This is a genomic window from Leuconostoc garlicum (assembly GCF_001998805.1).
GTDB lineage: Bacteria > Bacillota > Bacilli > Lactobacillales > Lactobacillaceae > Leuconostoc > Leuconostoc lactis.
Map to the genome: position 1 here is coordinate 601648 of NZ_CP016329.1, position 18353 is coordinate 620000.

Genomic DNA, 18353 nt, shown 5'->3' on the forward strand with positions numbered 1-18353 from the left:
CAGATGAATCAAAAATTAACGTCAGTTCTCAATCAAGCACCACGCCGTGGCCGTCAATATACCCTGATTGCGCTGGTATTGCTTGTTTTGGTTGGGTTATCGTCACCGGCATTAAAGGGGGCAGATATTACCGCTAAAGGTTTTGACATTGGTCAAAGCATTTTAACGGGGCTTGTCACACCAGATACACAATTGCTGTTTGGCTTAGGTGACAGTGGGGTGGCCTACTTAATTTTGCAAACGATTGCTATTGCGTTTCTTGGCACTTTGGTTGGGGCAGTGATTGCGGTGCCGCTATCATTTGTATCAGCGACGAATATTGTGCCGCGACCAGTTGTGATTGTGACCCGTTTTATCATTATGGCCATTCGGACCATTCCGTCATTAGTTTATGGTTTGATGTTTATTCGTGTCACGGGGCCTGGGCCATTTGCGGGGGTCATGACATTGGCGGTGGTTTCAATTGGAATGATTTCGAAATTATTTATTGAAACAATTGAAGATTTGGATCCTGGTATTTTAGAATCGTTGGATGCGTTTGGGTCAACTTTTTTCCAGAAAATTCGTTATGGCGTCTTACCACAATTGGGGCCAGATTTTATTTCAATTTTAGTGTATCGGTTTGATATGAATTTACGGGAAGCGACTATTTTAGGGCTTGTCGGCGCTGGTGGTATTGGAGCGCCAATGATTTTTGCCTTGAGTGCGTATCATTGGCATCAAGTGGGCGCTATTTTAATCGGACTCTTCATTTTGGTCTTTGTTGTGGAAATTTTGTCGGACAAATTACGACAAAAAATTTTACGGGGCTAGGACACCTAGACGACCAAGGTCGTCTTTTTTTAGGAGGAGACAATGAAACAATTTAAACTGTATTATACATCTGACGTCCATGGCTATTTACTTCCAACGGACTACATACAAGCAGGTGCGCAGCCGTTAGGCTTAGCCAATGCGGCCACTCATTTTCAAAAAGATGCCCAAACGCTTATTATTGATGGCGGCGATATGTTTCAAGGCTCACCAATGTTGCAATATTTACAACAACAGCCGGCACAAGATGCCGTGACGACGGCCATGAATCTGGCGGGTTACGATTATGTGACGCTAGGGAATCATGATTTTAATTTTGGTTATGATGCCCTCCAGCAACATTTAGCGCGTCTGGATGCGACGGTGATTGCCGAAAATGTGACGGATTTGAACGGCCACACTCTGTACCCTGCACAAATTAAAACGCTAGGGGATGGGACACGGATTGGGTTAATGGGCTTAGTTACGGATTATATCAATATTTGGGAACAACCAGCCCATTTAAATGGCATTAAAATTACCGCACCATTGTACCAAGCCCAACAAACCGTTGCTTACTTGCGGGCACATGCTGATGTGGTGATTGGGCTTTATCACGGGGGGTATGAACGCGATTTGGCCACTGGTCAATTACTGAGTGACACGACAGAAAATATGGCGTGGGCATTAACGCAAGCGCTTGATTTAGACATCTTACTCACCGCGCACCAACATGGTGACGTGCAACCGCAAGTGATCAATGGGGTGTTAACGCTACAACTACCCAATCAAGCGAAAAAATTTGCAGTGGTAACAGGTCAAAAGCATCAAGACCAATGGGAGTTTGCTGCTGAAACGAAACCAGTTGGTGACATCGCCCGCCCAGACATCGTTACAGCTCTCGCGCCGTTACAACAACAAGTTGAGGCGTGGCTGGACCAACCGGTTGCGACATTAAATGCGCCAGTACCATCGGCGACGCCTTTGGAATTAGCGCAATTTGGTCATCCTATTTTGCAATGGCTTGCTGCCGTGCAACTCGCTGCTTCGCAAGCTGATGTGACACTGGTGAGTTTAAACAACAATCCGATGAGTTTACCGGCCAACGTCACGTTACGACAAATTTTGCAAAACTATCCCTTTGATAACACCTTAGTCACTAAGCGGGTCACGGGTCGTGCGTTGCGGGCTAGTTTAGAACATACCGCAGACTACTTTATATTAGAAGGAAACGGCCAGTTGGCGATCAATCCAGCTTGGCTTCAGCCTAAAGTTGAACACTATAACTATGATTTGGTGTATGGATTGCAATACACGTTTGATGTCACGCAACCAGTTGGGCAACGGGTGACTGCCATGTGTTTTAACGGACAAGCAGTCCAGGACGAGGATACCTTAACCGTTGCCATGAATAGTTATCGCGCTGTTGGTGGTGGCAATTATGCGGCTTATCAACAGGCACCAACTGTTTTTAGTGATGATCGGTCCGTACAAGAATTGCTAACGGCCTATTTTAAAACGCATCAGCAGCTCCCAACCGCCCCAAAACTCGCCTTCAACCTGAAATATTGAACAAATTGGATTGTTAAAGTTTAGTAAATAACAGTGCGTAATATAACTGACATCATCTCGATGTTTGCTTATTATATTTAAAGCATAGAATACTCTACGTAACATATCGTAAGAAAAACTTAAATCAATCCAATAAGAGGTATATATTTCATGCTTAGTTTTAAAAAGACATTAACAGTTGCTGCTGGTGTAGCCAGCGCATTTGCTTTCGGTGCATCACATGCTAGCGCCGACACGACAGATTCACAAAACCGCCCAACAGACTATGTTGTTAAGGCTGGCGACACATTGAACAAGTTGTCAAGTGAATACAACACAACAGTTGAAGATATCGCTGCTAAGAACAACATCACTGATGTGAACTTGATCTTTGTTGGTCAACATTTGACTTTTGCTGAAGCAGCTGCGTCACAAGCAACTGCTGCCCCAGCACAAGCACCAGTTGCTCAAGCACCAGCAGCACCTGTTGCCGCACCGGTACAACAAGCGCCAGTACAACAAGCACCAGCTGCAGCGCCTGTTCGCCAAGCTGCACCACAAGTATCATCTTCAGCGGCTTTGAACGCTTTGATTGCGCGTGAATCTGGTGGTAACGTGCATGCACGTAACGGTCAATACTATGGTATCGGTCAATTGTCAGCACAAGCACGTGCCGTTTACGGTGGTAACTCAGCTGACTATAACGACCAATTGAACGCCATGAAGGCTTATATTGCAGCACGTTATGGTACAGCCGAAAACGCTTGGGCACACTCACAAGCAACTGGTTGGTATTAAAATTTAGCGTGAATACGCCCGACTTTATACATTAAAAGATCATTACGGTGATCTTTTTTTGTTGCCATTTTGGCTAAACTTGTTTGACACCTTTTGAGCAAGTCGGTATACTTGTATCAACGTAAGAGGGCCTTTGGGGAGGGGAACGATGACAATGTTAGAGAGCCAATACTATAATCAGGCATTAAAGTTTTTTGTGCATGAAAAACGGGTGCCGGTTAAGCGTATTTTGACAGAAGCCAATATTTCACGTAGTCGTTTTTATGCTTATCTTAACGGCGCGGGTGATTTGGGGATGACGCGGTTGTTATCTATCCTCAATGTGTTACACGTTAATTTGACTGATTTTTTGATGTATGCCCGTGTCTTACAAGAAGAAGCTTGCCAAACAATAGGCAAAAAGCAGACACAGCAAGGTTTGTCACGATCAGAACAATTACAAATAGCTGCACAAGTCGCGACCCAAGTGCATGATTATGCACCATTGGTGCAGGTGTTACGTCAAATACAGCAAACCGTTGATTATGACGAAGAACGGGCACAAATTCAGCCGTTGTTACCATTAATAACCGGTATTTTGTGTGCCTCAACGTACCGTACAGCAACTGAACTCGCGCTTTTTTTAGTGGTGATACCACATTTAACTTATGACCAACTACAAATGAATTTTCCTAAAGCCCAAGCGGCACTAACGCAGCGACTGGCAGACAGTCATGACGTAGCACCGTATTTGACGAATTTTTTAGTTGAAATGCAATACAAAATGTTGATGGCAGCCCTGCAACAGCAAGATATGACCACAAGTATGCAACTTGTGACACAAATTACGACCGTTTCAACTGATGCATTGGCTTGGCATGCTCAATTCATTAAAAAAATTGTCGCTGTGATCCAAGCTATTTTACAAGATCAGACCGCTACAGCCAAAATGCTGTACAGTAAATTAATTGAGTTGGTTTATTTTATCCAACCAGCAGACCAATGGCTCAGTTATGAAAAGTTACTGTACCATGATTTTGACCATTTCGAAAAAGCAATTCTCGTCACCAATGCCGTACGATAATTGCTTTTTCTTGTATAATAGACTTATGCAAATAAATTATGATTTTTTAGACAACTATACCTTTAAAAATAAAGCGATGACGGTGCGTAACCGCGTGGTGATGGCGCCAACGACATTACGCTCGTCACTAGAAGATGGTAGTGTATCAGATAATGAATTGCATTTTTATCAATTACGTGCACAAGGGCCGGGGATGATTGTGACCGAAGTGGCTTATGTGAACGAATTAGGCCGTGGTTGGGAGGGCGGCCTTTCAGCGGCGCATGATGACAATATTCCTGGTTTGCGCCGCTTAGCAAGTGCGATTCAATCTGGTGGTGCGAAGGCCATTTTACAAATTTTTTCTGCTGGTCGCCAATCGACAAGTGCGATTTTACGTGGCGAAACCCCTGTTTCGGCTTCAGCGCAGCCTTATCCAAAAGGTGATCACGAAACACCACGGGCATTAACGCATGATGAAATTGTGCAAACGATTGATGATTTTGCACAGGCCACACGGCGTGCTATCTTAGCAGGTTTTGATGGCGTCGAGTTGCATGGGGCGAACTTATATTTGATGCAACAGTTTTTTTCACCAGATAGTAACCGACGGGATGATATTTGGGGTGGCTCGTTAGAAAAACGTGAGCGTTTTGGCTTAGCCGTGACGGCTAAAGTGGCACAAACGATTGATAAATATGCTGATCGGCCGTTTTTGTTAGGGTACCGACAATCGCCGGAAGAACCGATGACACCAGGGATTACGCTAGCTGATTCGTTAGCATTTGCTCAAAAAATTGCAGCAGTGCCGGTGGACTATTTACATTTATCATTGAAAGATGCGTTTCAAACACCGTTTAAAGATAAAACAGATACGGCCATGATTATTTCACACTACAAGCAAGCATTACCAGCAGACTTTCCGATCATGGTGGCTGGGCTATTGAAGCAACCAGAACAAGTCGAACGTTTGATGGATGAAGTGGTGACGTTTGCCGCCTTAGGCCGTGAATTGATTGTAGAACCAAACTGGGTACAAAAGGTGGCGCAACATGATATACAAGCCATTCGGTATGCGGTTTCACCAGCTGATTTTGAGTTGTTAGGAGTGCCAAAGCCATTAGAAAAGTGGTTACTGACACGCTTTAGAAATGGTTTGCCCATTACAACCGATCCGGAGTTTGATCCCAAAGTTCCATGGCAATACTATAAGCAGAACGTTGTGAATGCGCCACGGCCAGTTGAGCCAACCCAACTCTTAACGATGAAGCCAAAAGCGTCACAATCTGAATAAACCAATGTGAGGGCAATTAATTTGTAAAAATTGATGACATTTTTTGATAAAAAGTGTTGACGGCGTTTTGATTTCTTGCTATACTAATATAGTTGTTTGATACAGATCAAACATCACTGACCATGGCTCGTTGGTCAAGTGGCTAAGACGCTGCCCTTTCACGGCGGAATCGAGAGTTCGATTCTCTCACGAGCTATATCAAGTCGCAACTTCGGTTGCGGCTTTTTATGTGTCCAAAAGCACTGACCAATTGTTGGTTGGTGCTTTTTTGTGTTCTGGCTGGATAAAGCGTATAATTAAAGCACTGAATTTGAAGAGAGCGAGACGGATTTTGGCCAACGAAATTAAAACTGATGAAACAAAATACTTGAACAAAACGCTAACAGCAATGAACAAAGCATTGCAGACCACTGAGGCTGAAATTAAACGGACAAATAAAAACATTAACAGCGTTGCCCAGAATTGGGGGGATGTTCGCCTCAAGACGGACACTTATTCTGGGATTGTCGAGACAGCCGCCTCAATTCGGCAACAGCAACAAATGCTTTCCGAACGAGAAAATTCTAAGACGCGGGCAGAACAACGTTTTGCCACGTTGACGAAGCAAATTGAACGGCCGTACTTTGCGCGGATTGATTTTAGCGAGTCAGCAAGTGATTCTGGCGAAGCCGAAACGATTTATATTGGTCTTGGGTCATTTAGTGATGAAGACCATAAGTTTTTAGTGTATGATTGGCGTGCGCCAGTGGCGTCGATTTACTATGATGGCGGCATTGGTGACGTCTCTTATCTGACACCAGATGGTACCCAACAAGCAAACGTGACGTTGAAACGACAATTCCAGATTGAAGATGGTGTGATTGTCACACTCTTTGACACAGAGGAAGCGATTGGGGATGCGATGTTGATGAATGCCTTATCAGGTGAATCATCAACTAAAATGAAGTCCATCGTGACAACGATTCAAAAAGAACAAAATAAAATCATTCGTAACACGGCTGCCGACTTGTTATTTGTCCAAGGTGCTGCCGGATCGGGGAAAACGGCGGCTGTCTTGCAGCGCGTTGCTTATTTGTTGTACCGCTACCGCGGTAAGTTGACATCTGGGCAAGTGGTGTTATTTAGTCCAAACCAATTGTTTAATGACTATATTGATAATGTTTTGCCAGAACTTGGTGAACAAAATATGGTCCAGATGACATTTTATCAGTATGCGTCACGCCGTTTACCAAAGATTGCGGTGGAAACCCTGCAAGAACGCTTTGAATACGATCACACCTCTGCTGCAATTAACTTAGCGAAGGGGAGTTTGGCAATGTTTGACGCAGTTACTGCGTATGCTGAACATTTGAACCGTGCCGATATGCGTATTCGTAATATTATGTTCCGCGGTGAACCATTGGTAACGAAAGAACGGATTGCCGAAATTTATTACCAATATAACGACAACTATAAGTTGGGTCAACGGTTAGAAGCAACACGTGATAGTCTCATGCGGCTATTAAGTGCGCGAATTGGGACGGAAATGCGCAAAGACTGGGTTGAACTTGAAATTGAAAACCTCTCTAAGCAAGAATATGACGAATTAGTTGGTGCCGGCCGTGTCCGGATGGGCGATGATCAAGAGCAAGATGCGGCTGCAAAAACACGCTTAGCACAGCTGGGTGAAGGCCCTAAAGAACGCGAGTTTGCGAGTGAAAAAGCGGAACGCCAATTCTTGTCACGACAAATTGTAACGCGTGCCTTAAAGCCATTAGCACGTCAAATTCGACGGGGTAACTTTTTGAATATCAATGCGCAATTTGTTGATTTCTTACGTCATGCTCATGAGTATATTGACTTGTCAAAATTTGGGGTATCCATGGCGGACTGGACAGCCCATGTTGACAGCGTGATCGATGCCCTAAAAAATAAGCAATTATCATTAATTGACACGACCATTTACCTGTATCTTTATGATTTGATTACCGGAAAAAATGGGGAACGTGATATTCGCTTCTTATTTATTGATGAAATACAAGATTACACGCCTTTCCAACTGGCCTTTTTGAAGTTTAGCTTCCCACGCGCAAAATTCACGGTGCTAGGTGATTTGAATCAAGCGATCTTTACCAAAGATAATGCCACAACGTTGCAACAAGACTTTGCGACTTTATTTGATTCAGATCGCGTTGAAACGGTTAAATTGACCCAAACGTATCGGTCAACCCAGCAAATTACTGACTTTACCAAGCACATTTTGCGAGGTGGTGAGGATATTGATGCCTTTAACCGTGCAGGAAATAAGCCAGAATTGTACGTGTTACCTGATGAGGAGGCGATGCTGGCGCAACTCCGTCAACGGTTAGCAGTAGATGCTGAGCAGAAAACATCGACGGCCATTATCACCAAAACACTGGAAGATGCCCAAAACTTGGCGCGTCAATTGGGTGATCGTTCGGTGACGTTGATTCAGTCTGAAAATCAGCGACTGGCACAAGGGGCCATTATTGTGCCGTCTTACTTAGCTAAAGGATTGGAATTTGATTCAGTGGTGATTTGGCATGCGGATAATACCCGTTATGGGGATGATTCAGAACGCCGTCTGTTATATACAGTAGCGAGCCGTGCGATGCACGAATTGACGATGCTAGCGCAAGACCAGGCCACGGTTTTGTTGGATGATGTGCCGGCAGACCTCTATGAGGTTAAGGCATGAACACGTTAGTGCAAGCGATTCAACAACGCTATCAGGGTGACTTCATGACAGTGGGGATTACCGGATCGGTGGCGGTTGGGAAAAGTACGTTTGCGGCCAATTTGGCTGAGGCATTAGCCGTTAACGTCGCTGTTGTTAGCACGGATGATTTTTTGATGTCTAACGCGACGCTCATGGCGCAAGGCTTGTTTGATCAAAAGGGCTTCCCGCAAACGTATGGGTTGGACAAAATGGCACAGATGATTGCGGCTTTTAAAGCTGGTCAATCAACCGTTACAATACCGCTTTATCGCCAAGATATTGCAGATATTGATGCCCAAGCTCAGCAAACGATTTCGCGTCCAGATATTTTAATTATTGAAGGTGTTGTCGCGCTGCAATTGGCGGCACTTGATTTTAAAATTTATCTCGATGCATCATTATCGGATATTAAATCTTGGTATTTGTCGCGAACATTGGCCATGACGGCGCAAGCGCAAGACGATCCGACCTCATGGCGGTATCAATTTGCCCAAATGCCGGTTGCTGAATTATCTGAATTAGCGATGACCACCTGGGATGAAACGAATCAAGTCAATCTGGATCGCTATATTTTACCCACACAACAACAGGCTGATGCTGTTGTCAGTCTGGATTCGGAACATCAGATTCGCCGTATAACAATAAAATGATTGTAATTAATTGTCAACTTTGTTGACAATTTTTTTAGTTAGCGGTAAGATATTCTACATGATCAAATGGATCGTTCGTTTAGAAAACGCTAATTAATGTGATAATGATCAAAAAAGGAGTTATATATGAGTGAAAAAATTCTCGACGTGCATGGAAAACCCGTCAATCGTATGGCGATGATGATGGTCTTGCTTGTCGGCGTGTTCTCAGTGATGCTGATGCAAACAGCGTTAGGGACTGCGTTACCTGCGTTAATGACCGCTTTTAACGTGAATGCCTCAACCGTCCAATGGTTAACAACCATTTTCTTGATGGCAAACGGTATTATGGTGCCAGTTTCAGCTTACTTGACAACACGCGTTCCAACGAAGGCTTTGTACCTCTCGTCTTTGGGACTATTTACTATCGGGACCTTGGTGGCTTTTGTGACGCCAACTAATGCTTTTTGGCTGTTGATGGTGGCCCGTGTCTTGCAAGCCATGGCGGTTGGTATCTTGATGCCTTTAATGCAGGTGGTGTCGCTATCATTATTTGATGCAGAATCACGTGGTAAAGCCATGGGACTTGGTGGCTTGGTTATCGGTATGGCACCAGCCATCGGACCAACGTTATCTGGTTGGATTCTTGAAGAGGATCATACGTTATTGGGCGTCACATTAGTGAGTTCTTGGCGTTCTATCTTTGGTGTGGTACTACCCGTGGTCATTGTAGTTATGATTGCGTCATGCTTCATTTTCCATGATGTCTTACCAACGCAAAAGGTGACGTTGAACGTGCGCTCATTAATTGAATCAACCTTTGGTTTTGGGTTGGTTTTGTATGGCTTTGCGATGGTTGCCTCAAATGGTTGGGGTAGTGCGCAAGTCATTGTGCCATTAATCATTGGCTTTTTGACCGTGATCGAATTTATCTGGCATCAATCAAAAATGGACAAGCCGTTTTTGGATATGTCCGTCTTTAAATCAAAACAGTTTACGATTACAACAATCTTGGTATCACTTGCCATGATGGCCATGATCGGTGTGGAAATGGTTTTGCCAATTTACATGCAAAACATCCGTGGCTTAACGCCACTTCACTCTGGTTTGATCTTGTTACCAGGTGCCTTGATGATGGGTATTGTGTCACCAATTGCTGGGGCATTTTACGATAAACATGGCGCCAAGCGTTTAGCGATTACCGGCTTTACGATCCTAATTATTGGGACAGTACCATTGGTTTATTTAACTGCTGATACCCCAACACTTTACATCACAGCGCTCTATACATTGCGTATGTTTGGTATTGCCATGACCATGATGCCATTAACGGCGTCAGCGATGGGTGCCTTGTCACCACAAACAGCTGCCCAAGGGACAGCTGCAAACAATACCATGCGTCAAGTGGCGTCTTCTTTGGGAACAGCGGTGTTGGCTTCAGTGATGCAATCGGTCACACAAAATCACATGCCAGCAGCCACTATGAAGGGCGCAGACCCATTGTTGTTTGGTAAGAAAGCCTTGGATGCTACGCTAACTGGTTTCCACGCCTCATTCTTCCTAGCTGCAGGCTTTGCGATTGTGGCTATCTTAATTGCGTTCTTCCTACACAGTGGTAAGGTCAATACACCGGCAAAGGAGGCAGCATAAGATGATTATCATTATTCTGGCAGTATTTGCTGTTCTAGCCTTTTGGGCAAATATGACGATTAAGTCAACTGTGACACGTTATGTGACGGTAACCGTCATGTTTATCGGTTTGACTTTGAGTGTTGTTGCGATTGTTGCCAACATGCATAGCCATTTTGGTATGAAAACAGTGGTGACAACGACTAAAACTGAAATTTACTCAGCAGGTTCACCGCAACAACAATTTGGGGTACTTTTGTATCAAAGTGTTGGGACTGCGGGTAAAGAAAATGTTTATATTTACAAGGCTTCACCGGACGCCAAGAAAACGACATTGGCAAAACCGGATTTGAAGACGACCTCTCAGCGTGTCGCCGTTGCTGGTGATAAGGCTTATAAAATTGTGCAAACAACGCGTTATGTCTACCGTAACAACACTTACAAGTTCTTGTTTGGTTGGGCAGATAATAATCACCAGTTGAAGCACAAGCATGTGATTTATCAAGTGCCGGCAACTTGGATTGCGATGACGCCTGATCAGGCGAAGTCATTGGCTGCCAAGATGGCACCTAAGACACCAGAAGAACAAGCTGGTGCTGCGGCCAAGCAAGCGGAATTAGCTGCTTTGGCTAAGATAGACCCAGATCGGGCCGCCCGCGCACAGGTTGATCAGATTAAACAAGTGTTGCAAATTACACAATAAGCACAAATAAAAGCGACAACTTCGACTTTAGAGGTTGTCGCTTTTATGCTATGATAATGAAAATAATGGGCTAGTGTACCGATATGGTACGGGTCACAGTCAGCGACAGGAGGGTGAATTTACGCATGTATTTTTTTGTCAATCAAGGCATTGGCCATAGCAATAGTGGTGTCGAACATGCCCAGTTTTATCGTGCGGCCCGTTTTCGTGAACAAGGCTTGCCGTTTAAGTTGGTGTTTACTGACCATTTACCACAGTTACATCAACATATGTCAGAATGGCAACTGGCTGAACATGAAGTTATTGGACTTTATGACTATTTGTTAAGTGATGACCCAGATGATTATCTACAACAGGGGACGCGTCAGCCACAAGTCTATTATGAAGAATCGCTTTGGGATACTGAGCAAACACAACGACTACTGTTTAGACAAGCCACTGGTCGGTATACAGAAACGATCCAACGCCGAAAGCGTCGGACACGAGACGGTGAATATATTGTGGTTGATGATCGCGTGATACTTGAAAATCAGCAACATCGTGTGACTTGGCATTATCAATATGATGGCGAAAATGGTAAGCGTCCTGTCAATATCCATGTCGATAACTTTCGCGGTCAGCACTACTTATTCACAACGCAGGAAGAGTTGCTCACCTTTTTCTTTGCGGAATTACAACGTTATTTTACCCAAAATGTTTATTTTGTTGATCGTGGTGTCTCACATGAAGCAGCCTTAATTAGTTTGAAGCAGGCCGGTTCGCCATTGCAGCTGGGGGTGGTCATTCATGCGGCGCATTTTGTTGGTTTTGTTAACGGCCATCCACTTTGGAATACTTATTATCAATACTTATTTGATCATTTAGCTGTCGTCGATGTCATTATTGTCTCAACGCATCAGCAGCGTGAAGATATCCTATCGCAGTTACAAACGCTAGGTGTGTCGGATGTTGCTGATAAAATCGTGGTGATACCAGTTGGTGGGGTGCCGGCGATTGCGCCGGCGCGTCATTGGCAAGGGTCCACGGCTAAATTTGTCACCGCAGCACGTTTACACGTCGAAAAGAATTTAACGCATGTCATAATGGCCGTCAAACAATTACGTGATGCGGGGATGCCCCTAACTTTAGCAATTTATGGTGTGGGACAAGAATATGCCCCCCTAGCACAATTCATCCAAACGCATCAGTTAGCAGATGTCGTGACGCTAAAAGGGTTGAGTCAGGATATGTTAGCAGACATGCAGCAGTATGATGCGTTTGTTTCTGCTTCTTATTCCGAAGGTTTTGGGCTGGCTTACCTAGAGGCGATGAGTTTAGGACTGCCAATTGCAACTTATGCGAATCGCTATGGGGCACAAACTTTAGTGCGTGACGGCGAGAACGGCTATTTGGCGGCCTTTGAGCCACAAACCACGGCTGAAGCACAGAACATCACACATTTGGCTGCGGCCATGCGCCGCATTTTTGATAACTATGATGCGTTATCGCGTGGTGCTAGTCGACGATCAAGTGCATTTCTCAATGCTGATATTGCCAGGCAGTGGGGGCGTTTAGTGGAGGCTTTGACATGAGGATTGAAATGATTAATGCCTTAACTTATAGTGATGTACCAGGCGTTGCTTGGCAAATTGAGCGTGTACGTACGGGGAAAAGTGACGCTTTGTGGCTGGCAACACCGCATGAAGACGCGGTTCATCTTGTGAAAAAATTAGGACTGTTGCCAGAGCAAGTTTATGATATGTATGCGCAACGGTACTTAACGGCTATTGATGACACGACGGGTATTTGGTGGACGGATTTTCCGGTACCAGCTGATGCGCAATTTTTGATTTATAGTGATTGGACCAAACATATTGTGAGTCACGGTTATGATCGTGCGCGGGTGCGTTGGTTCAATGATGCGCAACGGTTTGTCCAAGCGGTGATTTGGCTAGATTTAGCGGGTAAAGTAGACTATAAAGAAATCTACCAGCGTAATGGGGCGTTATTTGCCAAACAATATTTTAGTGCGGGTGAGTTGCAACAATCCGATTTTTATTTTGGCAAACAAACTGTTCAGGTGCGTGATTTTTACTTTGAAGGGCACCGTAATTTTGTGTATGCGTATGATCAAAAATATGCGTCTGCTGCTAGTTATTTAGCTGCGGTGTGCCAGCGTTGGCCACAGGCACAATTTAATGTGACGCAGTTAGATCGCACATTGGCGTTTGTCCCAAAACAGACGACATTAACACTGGTAGATGGGGTACTAGATGCCAAAGGGCGTTTACGGGCACAATTAGCAGATATTTTACGTGATGATACTCATCCAGTGACCACGATACGGGTGGCAGAACAGGACTACCAAGCACTGCAAGTCCTAGGATTACCGTTGCAAAAAGTCCAAGTCGTCACAATTTGAATACCTTTTCACATATCCCAACACAACGTTGGGATTTTGTTCTATAATAGGTATGTAAGAATAAAATTTTGGAGGCTATCATGGCTAAATTGACTGTTTCAGATTTGGAACTTTCAGGTAAGAAAGTATTGATGCGCGTTGACTTCAACGTGCCAATCAAGGCAGGCGTTATCGGAAACGATAACCGTATTGTGGCAGCGTTGCCAACAATCAAGTACGTACTTGAGCATGGTGGACGTGCGATCTTGTTCTCACACTTGGGTCGTATCAAGTCTGAAGACGATAAGAAGGATTTGTCATTGGCACCAGTTGCTAAGCGTTTGGGTGAATTGTTGGGTCAAGAAGTGAAGTTTGTCCCACAAACACGCGGTGCTGAACTTGAAGCTGCTGTTGCAGATTTGAAGGATGGCGAAGTTTTGATGGTTGAAAATACACGTTTTGAAGACGTTGCAGACGGCCAAGAAACAAAGCATGAATCAAAGAACAATGATGAACTTGGTAAGTACTGGGCATCATTGGGTGATGATATCTTCGTCAACGATGCCTTTGGTACAGCACACCGTGCCCATGCCTCAAACGTTGGTATTTCAGCAAATGTGTCACAAGCAGCAGCTGGCTTCTTGATGGAAAAGGAAATCAAGTTCTTGGGTGACGCTGTGGCAAACCCAGTGCGTCCGTTTGTTGCCATTATTGGTGGTGCCAAGGTTTCAGATAAGATTGAAATCGTCAAGTCATTGCTTGAAAAGGCCGACAAGGTAATTGTCGGTGGTGGGATGGCCTATACTTTTGATGCTGCAAAGGGCTACAAGATTGGCAACTCATTGTTTGAAGCAGATAAGGTTGAATTGGCTAAGGAATTGATGGCGGAAGCTGGCGACAAGCTTGTTTTGCCAGTTGATTCAGTTGCCGCTGATGCTTTCTCAAATGATGCCAAGACAGAAGTTGTTGATGCAGCAGCCGGTATCCCTGATGGTTACATGGGACTAGACATTGGACCAAAGTCAGTGAAGTTGTTCCAAGACACATTGGATGGTGCTAAGACAGTTGTTTGGAACGGCCCAATGGGTGTCTTTGAAATGCCTAACTTTGCTAAGGGAACTTTGGCTATTGCCGAAGAATTAGTGAAGGTCACTGAAAACGGTGGTACAACAATTGTTGGTGGTGGTGATTCAACTGCAGCCGTACAACAATTAGGTGTTGCTGACCAATTGTCACACATCTCAACTGGTGGTGGTGCTTCATTGGAATACCTTGAAGGTAAGGAATTGCCAGGAATTGCCGCAATTACAGAAAAGTAAACGTTAAAACAGCCAAACGGCTGTTTTTTTAGTTGGTTTTGATCAGGTCGGCTTCGGATAATTTTGACGATGTCATGTATAATAGGACTAACGAAGTCAACTAAGATTTAGGAGTGTCGTATGATTCAGGTTTATAATACATTGTCTCGAGAAAAAGAAGTTTTCAAACCGCTAACACCGGGTAAAGTGAGTATGTATGTCTGCGGACCGACAGTGTATAACTACATCCATATTGGCAATGCGCGATCAGCGATTGCTTTTGATGTGATTCGTCGTTACTTTGAATATCGCGGTTACACTGTCAAATATGTCTCGAATTTTACCGACGTGGACGATAAAATCATCAAGCGCGCACGCGAAGAAGGCGTTGATGAAATGACGATTGCCAACAAATATGCTGATGCTTTTCATGCCGATACGTTGCCACTTAACATTAAACCTGCAACGATTCGCTCGCGCGCAACGGAAGTCATCCCAGATATCATCACCTTTGTCCAAGATTTGATTGATAAAGGGTATGCGTATGAATCAGCAGGGGATGTTTATTTCCGTGCCAAGCAATTCAAGGGTTATGGTATTTTGGCCCATCAAGACTTAACCGAAATGACTGCTAATGCTGCTGGCCGCTTAGATGATGACGAACAAACTCGCAAAGAAGATCCGATTGACTTTGCGGTTTGGAAAGCTAGTCGTGATGCCGATGAGATTTCTTGGGCATCGCCTTGGGGCAATGGTCGGCCAGGTTGGCATATTGAGTGCTCGGTCATGTCACAAAAATATTTGGGCAAAACGATTGATGTTCATGGTGGCGGCATTGATTTGGCGTTTCCACATCATACAAATGAAATTGCCCAATCAGAGGCACGGACGGGTCAAAAATTTGTGAATTATTGGCTACATAACGGCTTTGTGAATGTTGATAATGAAAAGATGTCCAAGTCATTAGGGAACTTTACCACCCTGCATGATATGCTGACGGATTACGATGACCCGATGGCAATTCGCTATTTACTTGCCACAACACATTATCGGCGGCCAATTAACTATGCGCCGGACACATTGGCACAGGCACGTGCTGCGCTAGAACGGATTCGGACAGGATACCGTAATTTACAATTCCGCTTAGCAGATGCTGTCCCTGGTCAAGATACGGTGCTAGAAACAACCATCCAACAACAGGTCGAAGCCTTTGAGTTAGCGATGGATGATGACTTTAATGTACCAAATGCCGTAGCTGCAATTTTTGAGTTGATTACATTAGCAAATACGTATGCAGAAGCGACAACTGTTTACGATGATACGGTGACAACACTGTTAACGACAATTGAGACGCTAATGGGTGTTTTGGGAATTGATGGGTTATCAGGAGCGTCAGATCTGACAGCTGAACAACGCCGCTTGATTGATGCCCGTGCCATTGCGCGGACATCGCAAGACTACCAAACATCAGATGAGCTACGTGAGCAACTTAAGACATTAGGTATTATCATAGAAGATACACCGCAAGGGCAGCGATGGCATCGCGCCAAGTAAAACCGCTTTGGCGGTTTTTTTATTAGTCAACGTTTATACAAAGACAAACTTATAGATAGTTTTATTAGTTTATACTGGATAAAAAGCGAACGAAAAAAACGACAAAAAGGGTAAGAAAGGGATAAAACGAACGTGTAAAAAAGAAGTAAAAAAGGGGTTGACGCAGGGAGATAAAGGCGGTATATTAGTATATGTTCTAACGGCGGCGGACAAGCAAGCGGTTACAGTGAGAAATTTCTGAAATAAAATTTCGAAAGAAGTAGTTGACAAGCGAGACGCAACGTAGTAGAATAATAAAGTTGTCTTAGCGGTGCGAAAGCGCAGCGGGGATGATTACAAAAAAACATTTTGAAAAAAGGTGTTGACAAGTAATCAACCACGTGATAAGATAGTATAGTTGTCTCAGCGACAACAAGTAGCACATTGAAAACTGAACAAAACTTTGAACAAACGAATCTGTTACTAGTTATTAGCAGTAATAACTAAAACAAATTTGCGAAGTCAATTCGTAACAAACAATAAACGGATAGTCGTTATAGAGATATAGCAATTAGTCAGTTTAATCGAAGAGTACATCTTCAAACGATGAATTTAATTCATTTAAATTGAGAGTTTGATCCTGGCTCAGGATGAACGCTGGCGGCGTGCCTAATACATGCAAGTCGAACGCGCAGCGAAAGGTGCTTGCACCTTTCAAGCGAGTGGCGAACGGGTGAGTAACACGTGGATAACCTGCCTCAAGGCTGGGGATAACATTTGGAAACAGATGCTAATACCGAATAAAACTTAGTATCGCATGATACAAAGTTGAAAGGCGCTACGGCGTCACCTAGAGATGGGTCCGCGGTGCATTAGTTAGTTGGTGGGGTAAAGGCCTACCAAGACAATGATGCATAGCCGAGTTGAGAGACTGATCGGCCACATTGGGACTGAGACACGGCCCAAACTCCTACGGGAGGCTGCAGTAGGGAATCTTCCACAATGGGCGAAAGCCTGATGGAGCAACGCCGCGTGTGTGATGAAGGCTTTAGGGTCGTAAAGCACTGTTGTATGGGAAGAAATGCTAGAATAGGGAATGATTCTAGTTCGACGGTACCATACCAGAAAGGGACGGCTAAATACGTGCCAGCAGCCGCGGTAATACGTATGTCCCGAGCGTTATCCGGATTTATTGGGCGTAAAGCGAGCGCAGACGGTTGATTAAGTCTGATGTGAAAGCCCGGAGCTCAACTCCGGAATGGCATTGGAAACTGGTTAACTTGAGTGTTGTAGAGGTAAGTGGAACTCCATGTGTAGCGGTGGAATGCGTAGATATATGGAAGAACACCAGTGGCGAAGGCGGCTTACTGGACAACAACTGACGTTGAGGCTCGAAAGTGTGGGTAGCAAACAGGATTAGATACCCTGGTAGTCCACACCGTAAACGATGAATACTAGGTGTTAGGAGGTTTCCGCCTCTTAGTGCCGAAGCTAACGCATTAAGTATTCCGCCTGGGGAGTACGACCGCAAGGTTGAAACTCAAAGGAATTGACGGGGACCCGCACAAGCGGTGGAGCATGTGGTTTAATTCGAAGCAACGCGAAGAACCTTACCAGGTCTTGACATCCTTTGAAGCTTCTAGAGATAGAAGTGTTCTCTTCGGAGACAAAGTGACAGGTGGTGCATGGTCGTCGTCAGCTCGTGTCGTGAGATGTTGGGTTAAGTCCCGCAACGAGCGCAACCCTTATTGTTAGTTGCCAGCATTCAGTTGGGCACTCTAGCGAGACTGCCGGTGACAAACCGGAGGAAGGCGGGGACGACGTCAGATCATCATGCCCCTTATGACCTGGGCTACACACGTGCTACAATGGCGTATACAACGAGTTGCCAACCCGCGAGGGTGAGCTAATCTCTTAAAGTACGTCTCAGTTCGGACTGCAGTCTGCAACTCGACTGCACGAAGTCGGAATCGCTAGTAATCGCG

General features: G+C 44.6%; 13 protein-coding genes, 1 tRNA gene and 1 rRNA gene (1 of these 15 running past the window's edge). All 15 read left to right on the forward strand.

The window, feature by feature from the left end:
* The first annotated feature begins 3 nt into the window (after nucleotides 1-3).
* Nucleotides 4-813, forward strand: a complete 810-nt coding sequence (gene phnE / locus A9176_RS03050; protein ID WP_029510004.1) for a phosphonate ABC transporter, permease protein PhnE — start codon at nucleotides 4-6, stop codon at nucleotides 811-813.
* Between the two features lie 42 nt (nucleotides 814-855).
* Nucleotides 856-2364: a bifunctional metallophosphatase/5'-nucleotidase gene (locus tag A9176_RS03055; RefSeq protein ID WP_077282104.1), complete on the forward strand. Its 1509-nt coding sequence runs from the start codon at nucleotides 856-858 to the stop codon at nucleotides 2362-2364.
* 150 nt (nucleotides 2365-2514) lie between these two features.
* On the forward strand, nucleotides 2515-3141 hold the full coding sequence (locus A9176_RS03060) for a LysM peptidoglycan-binding domain-containing protein (RefSeq protein ID WP_029510002.1): 627 nt from the start codon (nucleotides 2515-2517) through the stop codon (nucleotides 3139-3141).
* Between the two features lie 148 nt (nucleotides 3142-3289).
* Nucleotides 3290-4204, forward strand: coding sequence for a hypothetical protein (locus tag A9176_RS03065; RefSeq protein WP_156765829.1), 915 nt, complete (start codon nucleotides 3290-3292; stop codon nucleotides 4202-4204).
* A gap of 25 nt (nucleotides 4205-4229) precedes the next feature.
* Nucleotides 4230-5477, forward strand: coding sequence for an NADH-dependent flavin oxidoreductase (locus A9176_RS03070; RefSeq protein ID WP_077282105.1), 1248 nt, complete (start codon nucleotides 4230-4232; stop codon nucleotides 5475-5477).
* Nucleotides 5478-5601: 124 nt separating this feature from the next.
* Nucleotides 5602-5673, forward strand: a tRNA-Glu gene (locus A9176_RS03075).
* Between the two features lie 135 nt (nucleotides 5674-5808).
* The gene (helD, locus tag A9176_RS03080) at nucleotides 5809-8175 is read left to right on the forward strand and encodes an RNA polymerase recycling motor HelD (RefSeq protein WP_077282106.1); all 2367 of its coding nucleotides are present in this window, start codon (nucleotides 5809-5811) and stop codon (nucleotides 8173-8175) included.
* Nucleotides 8172-8846, forward strand: coding sequence for a type I pantothenate kinase (locus tag A9176_RS03085; protein ID WP_077282107.1), 675 nt, complete (start codon nucleotides 8172-8174; stop codon nucleotides 8844-8846). Before helD ends, A9176_RS03085 begins: the two co-directional genes overlap by 4 nt.
* A 126-nt stretch (nucleotides 8847-8972) precedes the next feature.
* Nucleotides 8973-10475, forward strand: a complete 1503-nt coding sequence (locus tag A9176_RS03090) for an MDR family MFS transporter (RefSeq protein ID WP_029509997.1) — start codon at nucleotides 8973-8975, stop codon at nucleotides 10473-10475.
* Between the two features lies 1 nt (nucleotide 10476).
* Complete coding sequence (locus A9176_RS03095; protein WP_077282108.1) at nucleotides 10477-11157, forward strand: DUF4811 domain-containing protein; 681 nt, start codon at nucleotides 10477-10479, stop codon at nucleotides 11155-11157.
* 125 nt (nucleotides 11158-11282) lie between these two features.
* Nucleotides 11283-12728 carry a glycosyltransferase gene (locus A9176_RS03100; RefSeq protein ID WP_077282109.1) on the forward strand — a complete coding sequence of 482 codons (1446 nt, stop codon included), beginning with the start codon at nucleotides 11283-11285 and terminating at the stop codon, nucleotides 12726-12728.
* Nucleotides 12725-13558: a glycosyltransferase gene (locus A9176_RS03105; protein ID WP_077282110.1), complete on the forward strand. Its 834-nt coding sequence runs from the start codon at nucleotides 12725-12727 to the stop codon at nucleotides 13556-13558. Before A9176_RS03100 ends, A9176_RS03105 begins: the two co-directional genes overlap by 4 nt.
* Nucleotides 13559-13638: 80 nt before the next feature.
* Nucleotides 13639-14856: a phosphoglycerate kinase gene (locus A9176_RS03110; protein ID WP_029509993.1), complete on the forward strand. Its 1218-nt coding sequence runs from the start codon at nucleotides 13639-13641 to the stop codon at nucleotides 14854-14856.
* Between the two features lie 120 nt (nucleotides 14857-14976).
* The gene (cysS, locus tag A9176_RS03115) at nucleotides 14977-16389 is read left to right on the forward strand and encodes a cysteine--tRNA ligase (RefSeq protein ID WP_077282111.1); all 1413 of its coding nucleotides are present in this window, start codon (nucleotides 14977-14979) and stop codon (nucleotides 16387-16389) included.
* A gap of 601 nt (nucleotides 16390-16990) precedes the next feature.
* Nucleotides 16991-18353: ribosomal RNA gene (locus A9176_RS03120) — 16S ribosomal RNA — on the forward strand; it runs 187 nt beyond the window's last position.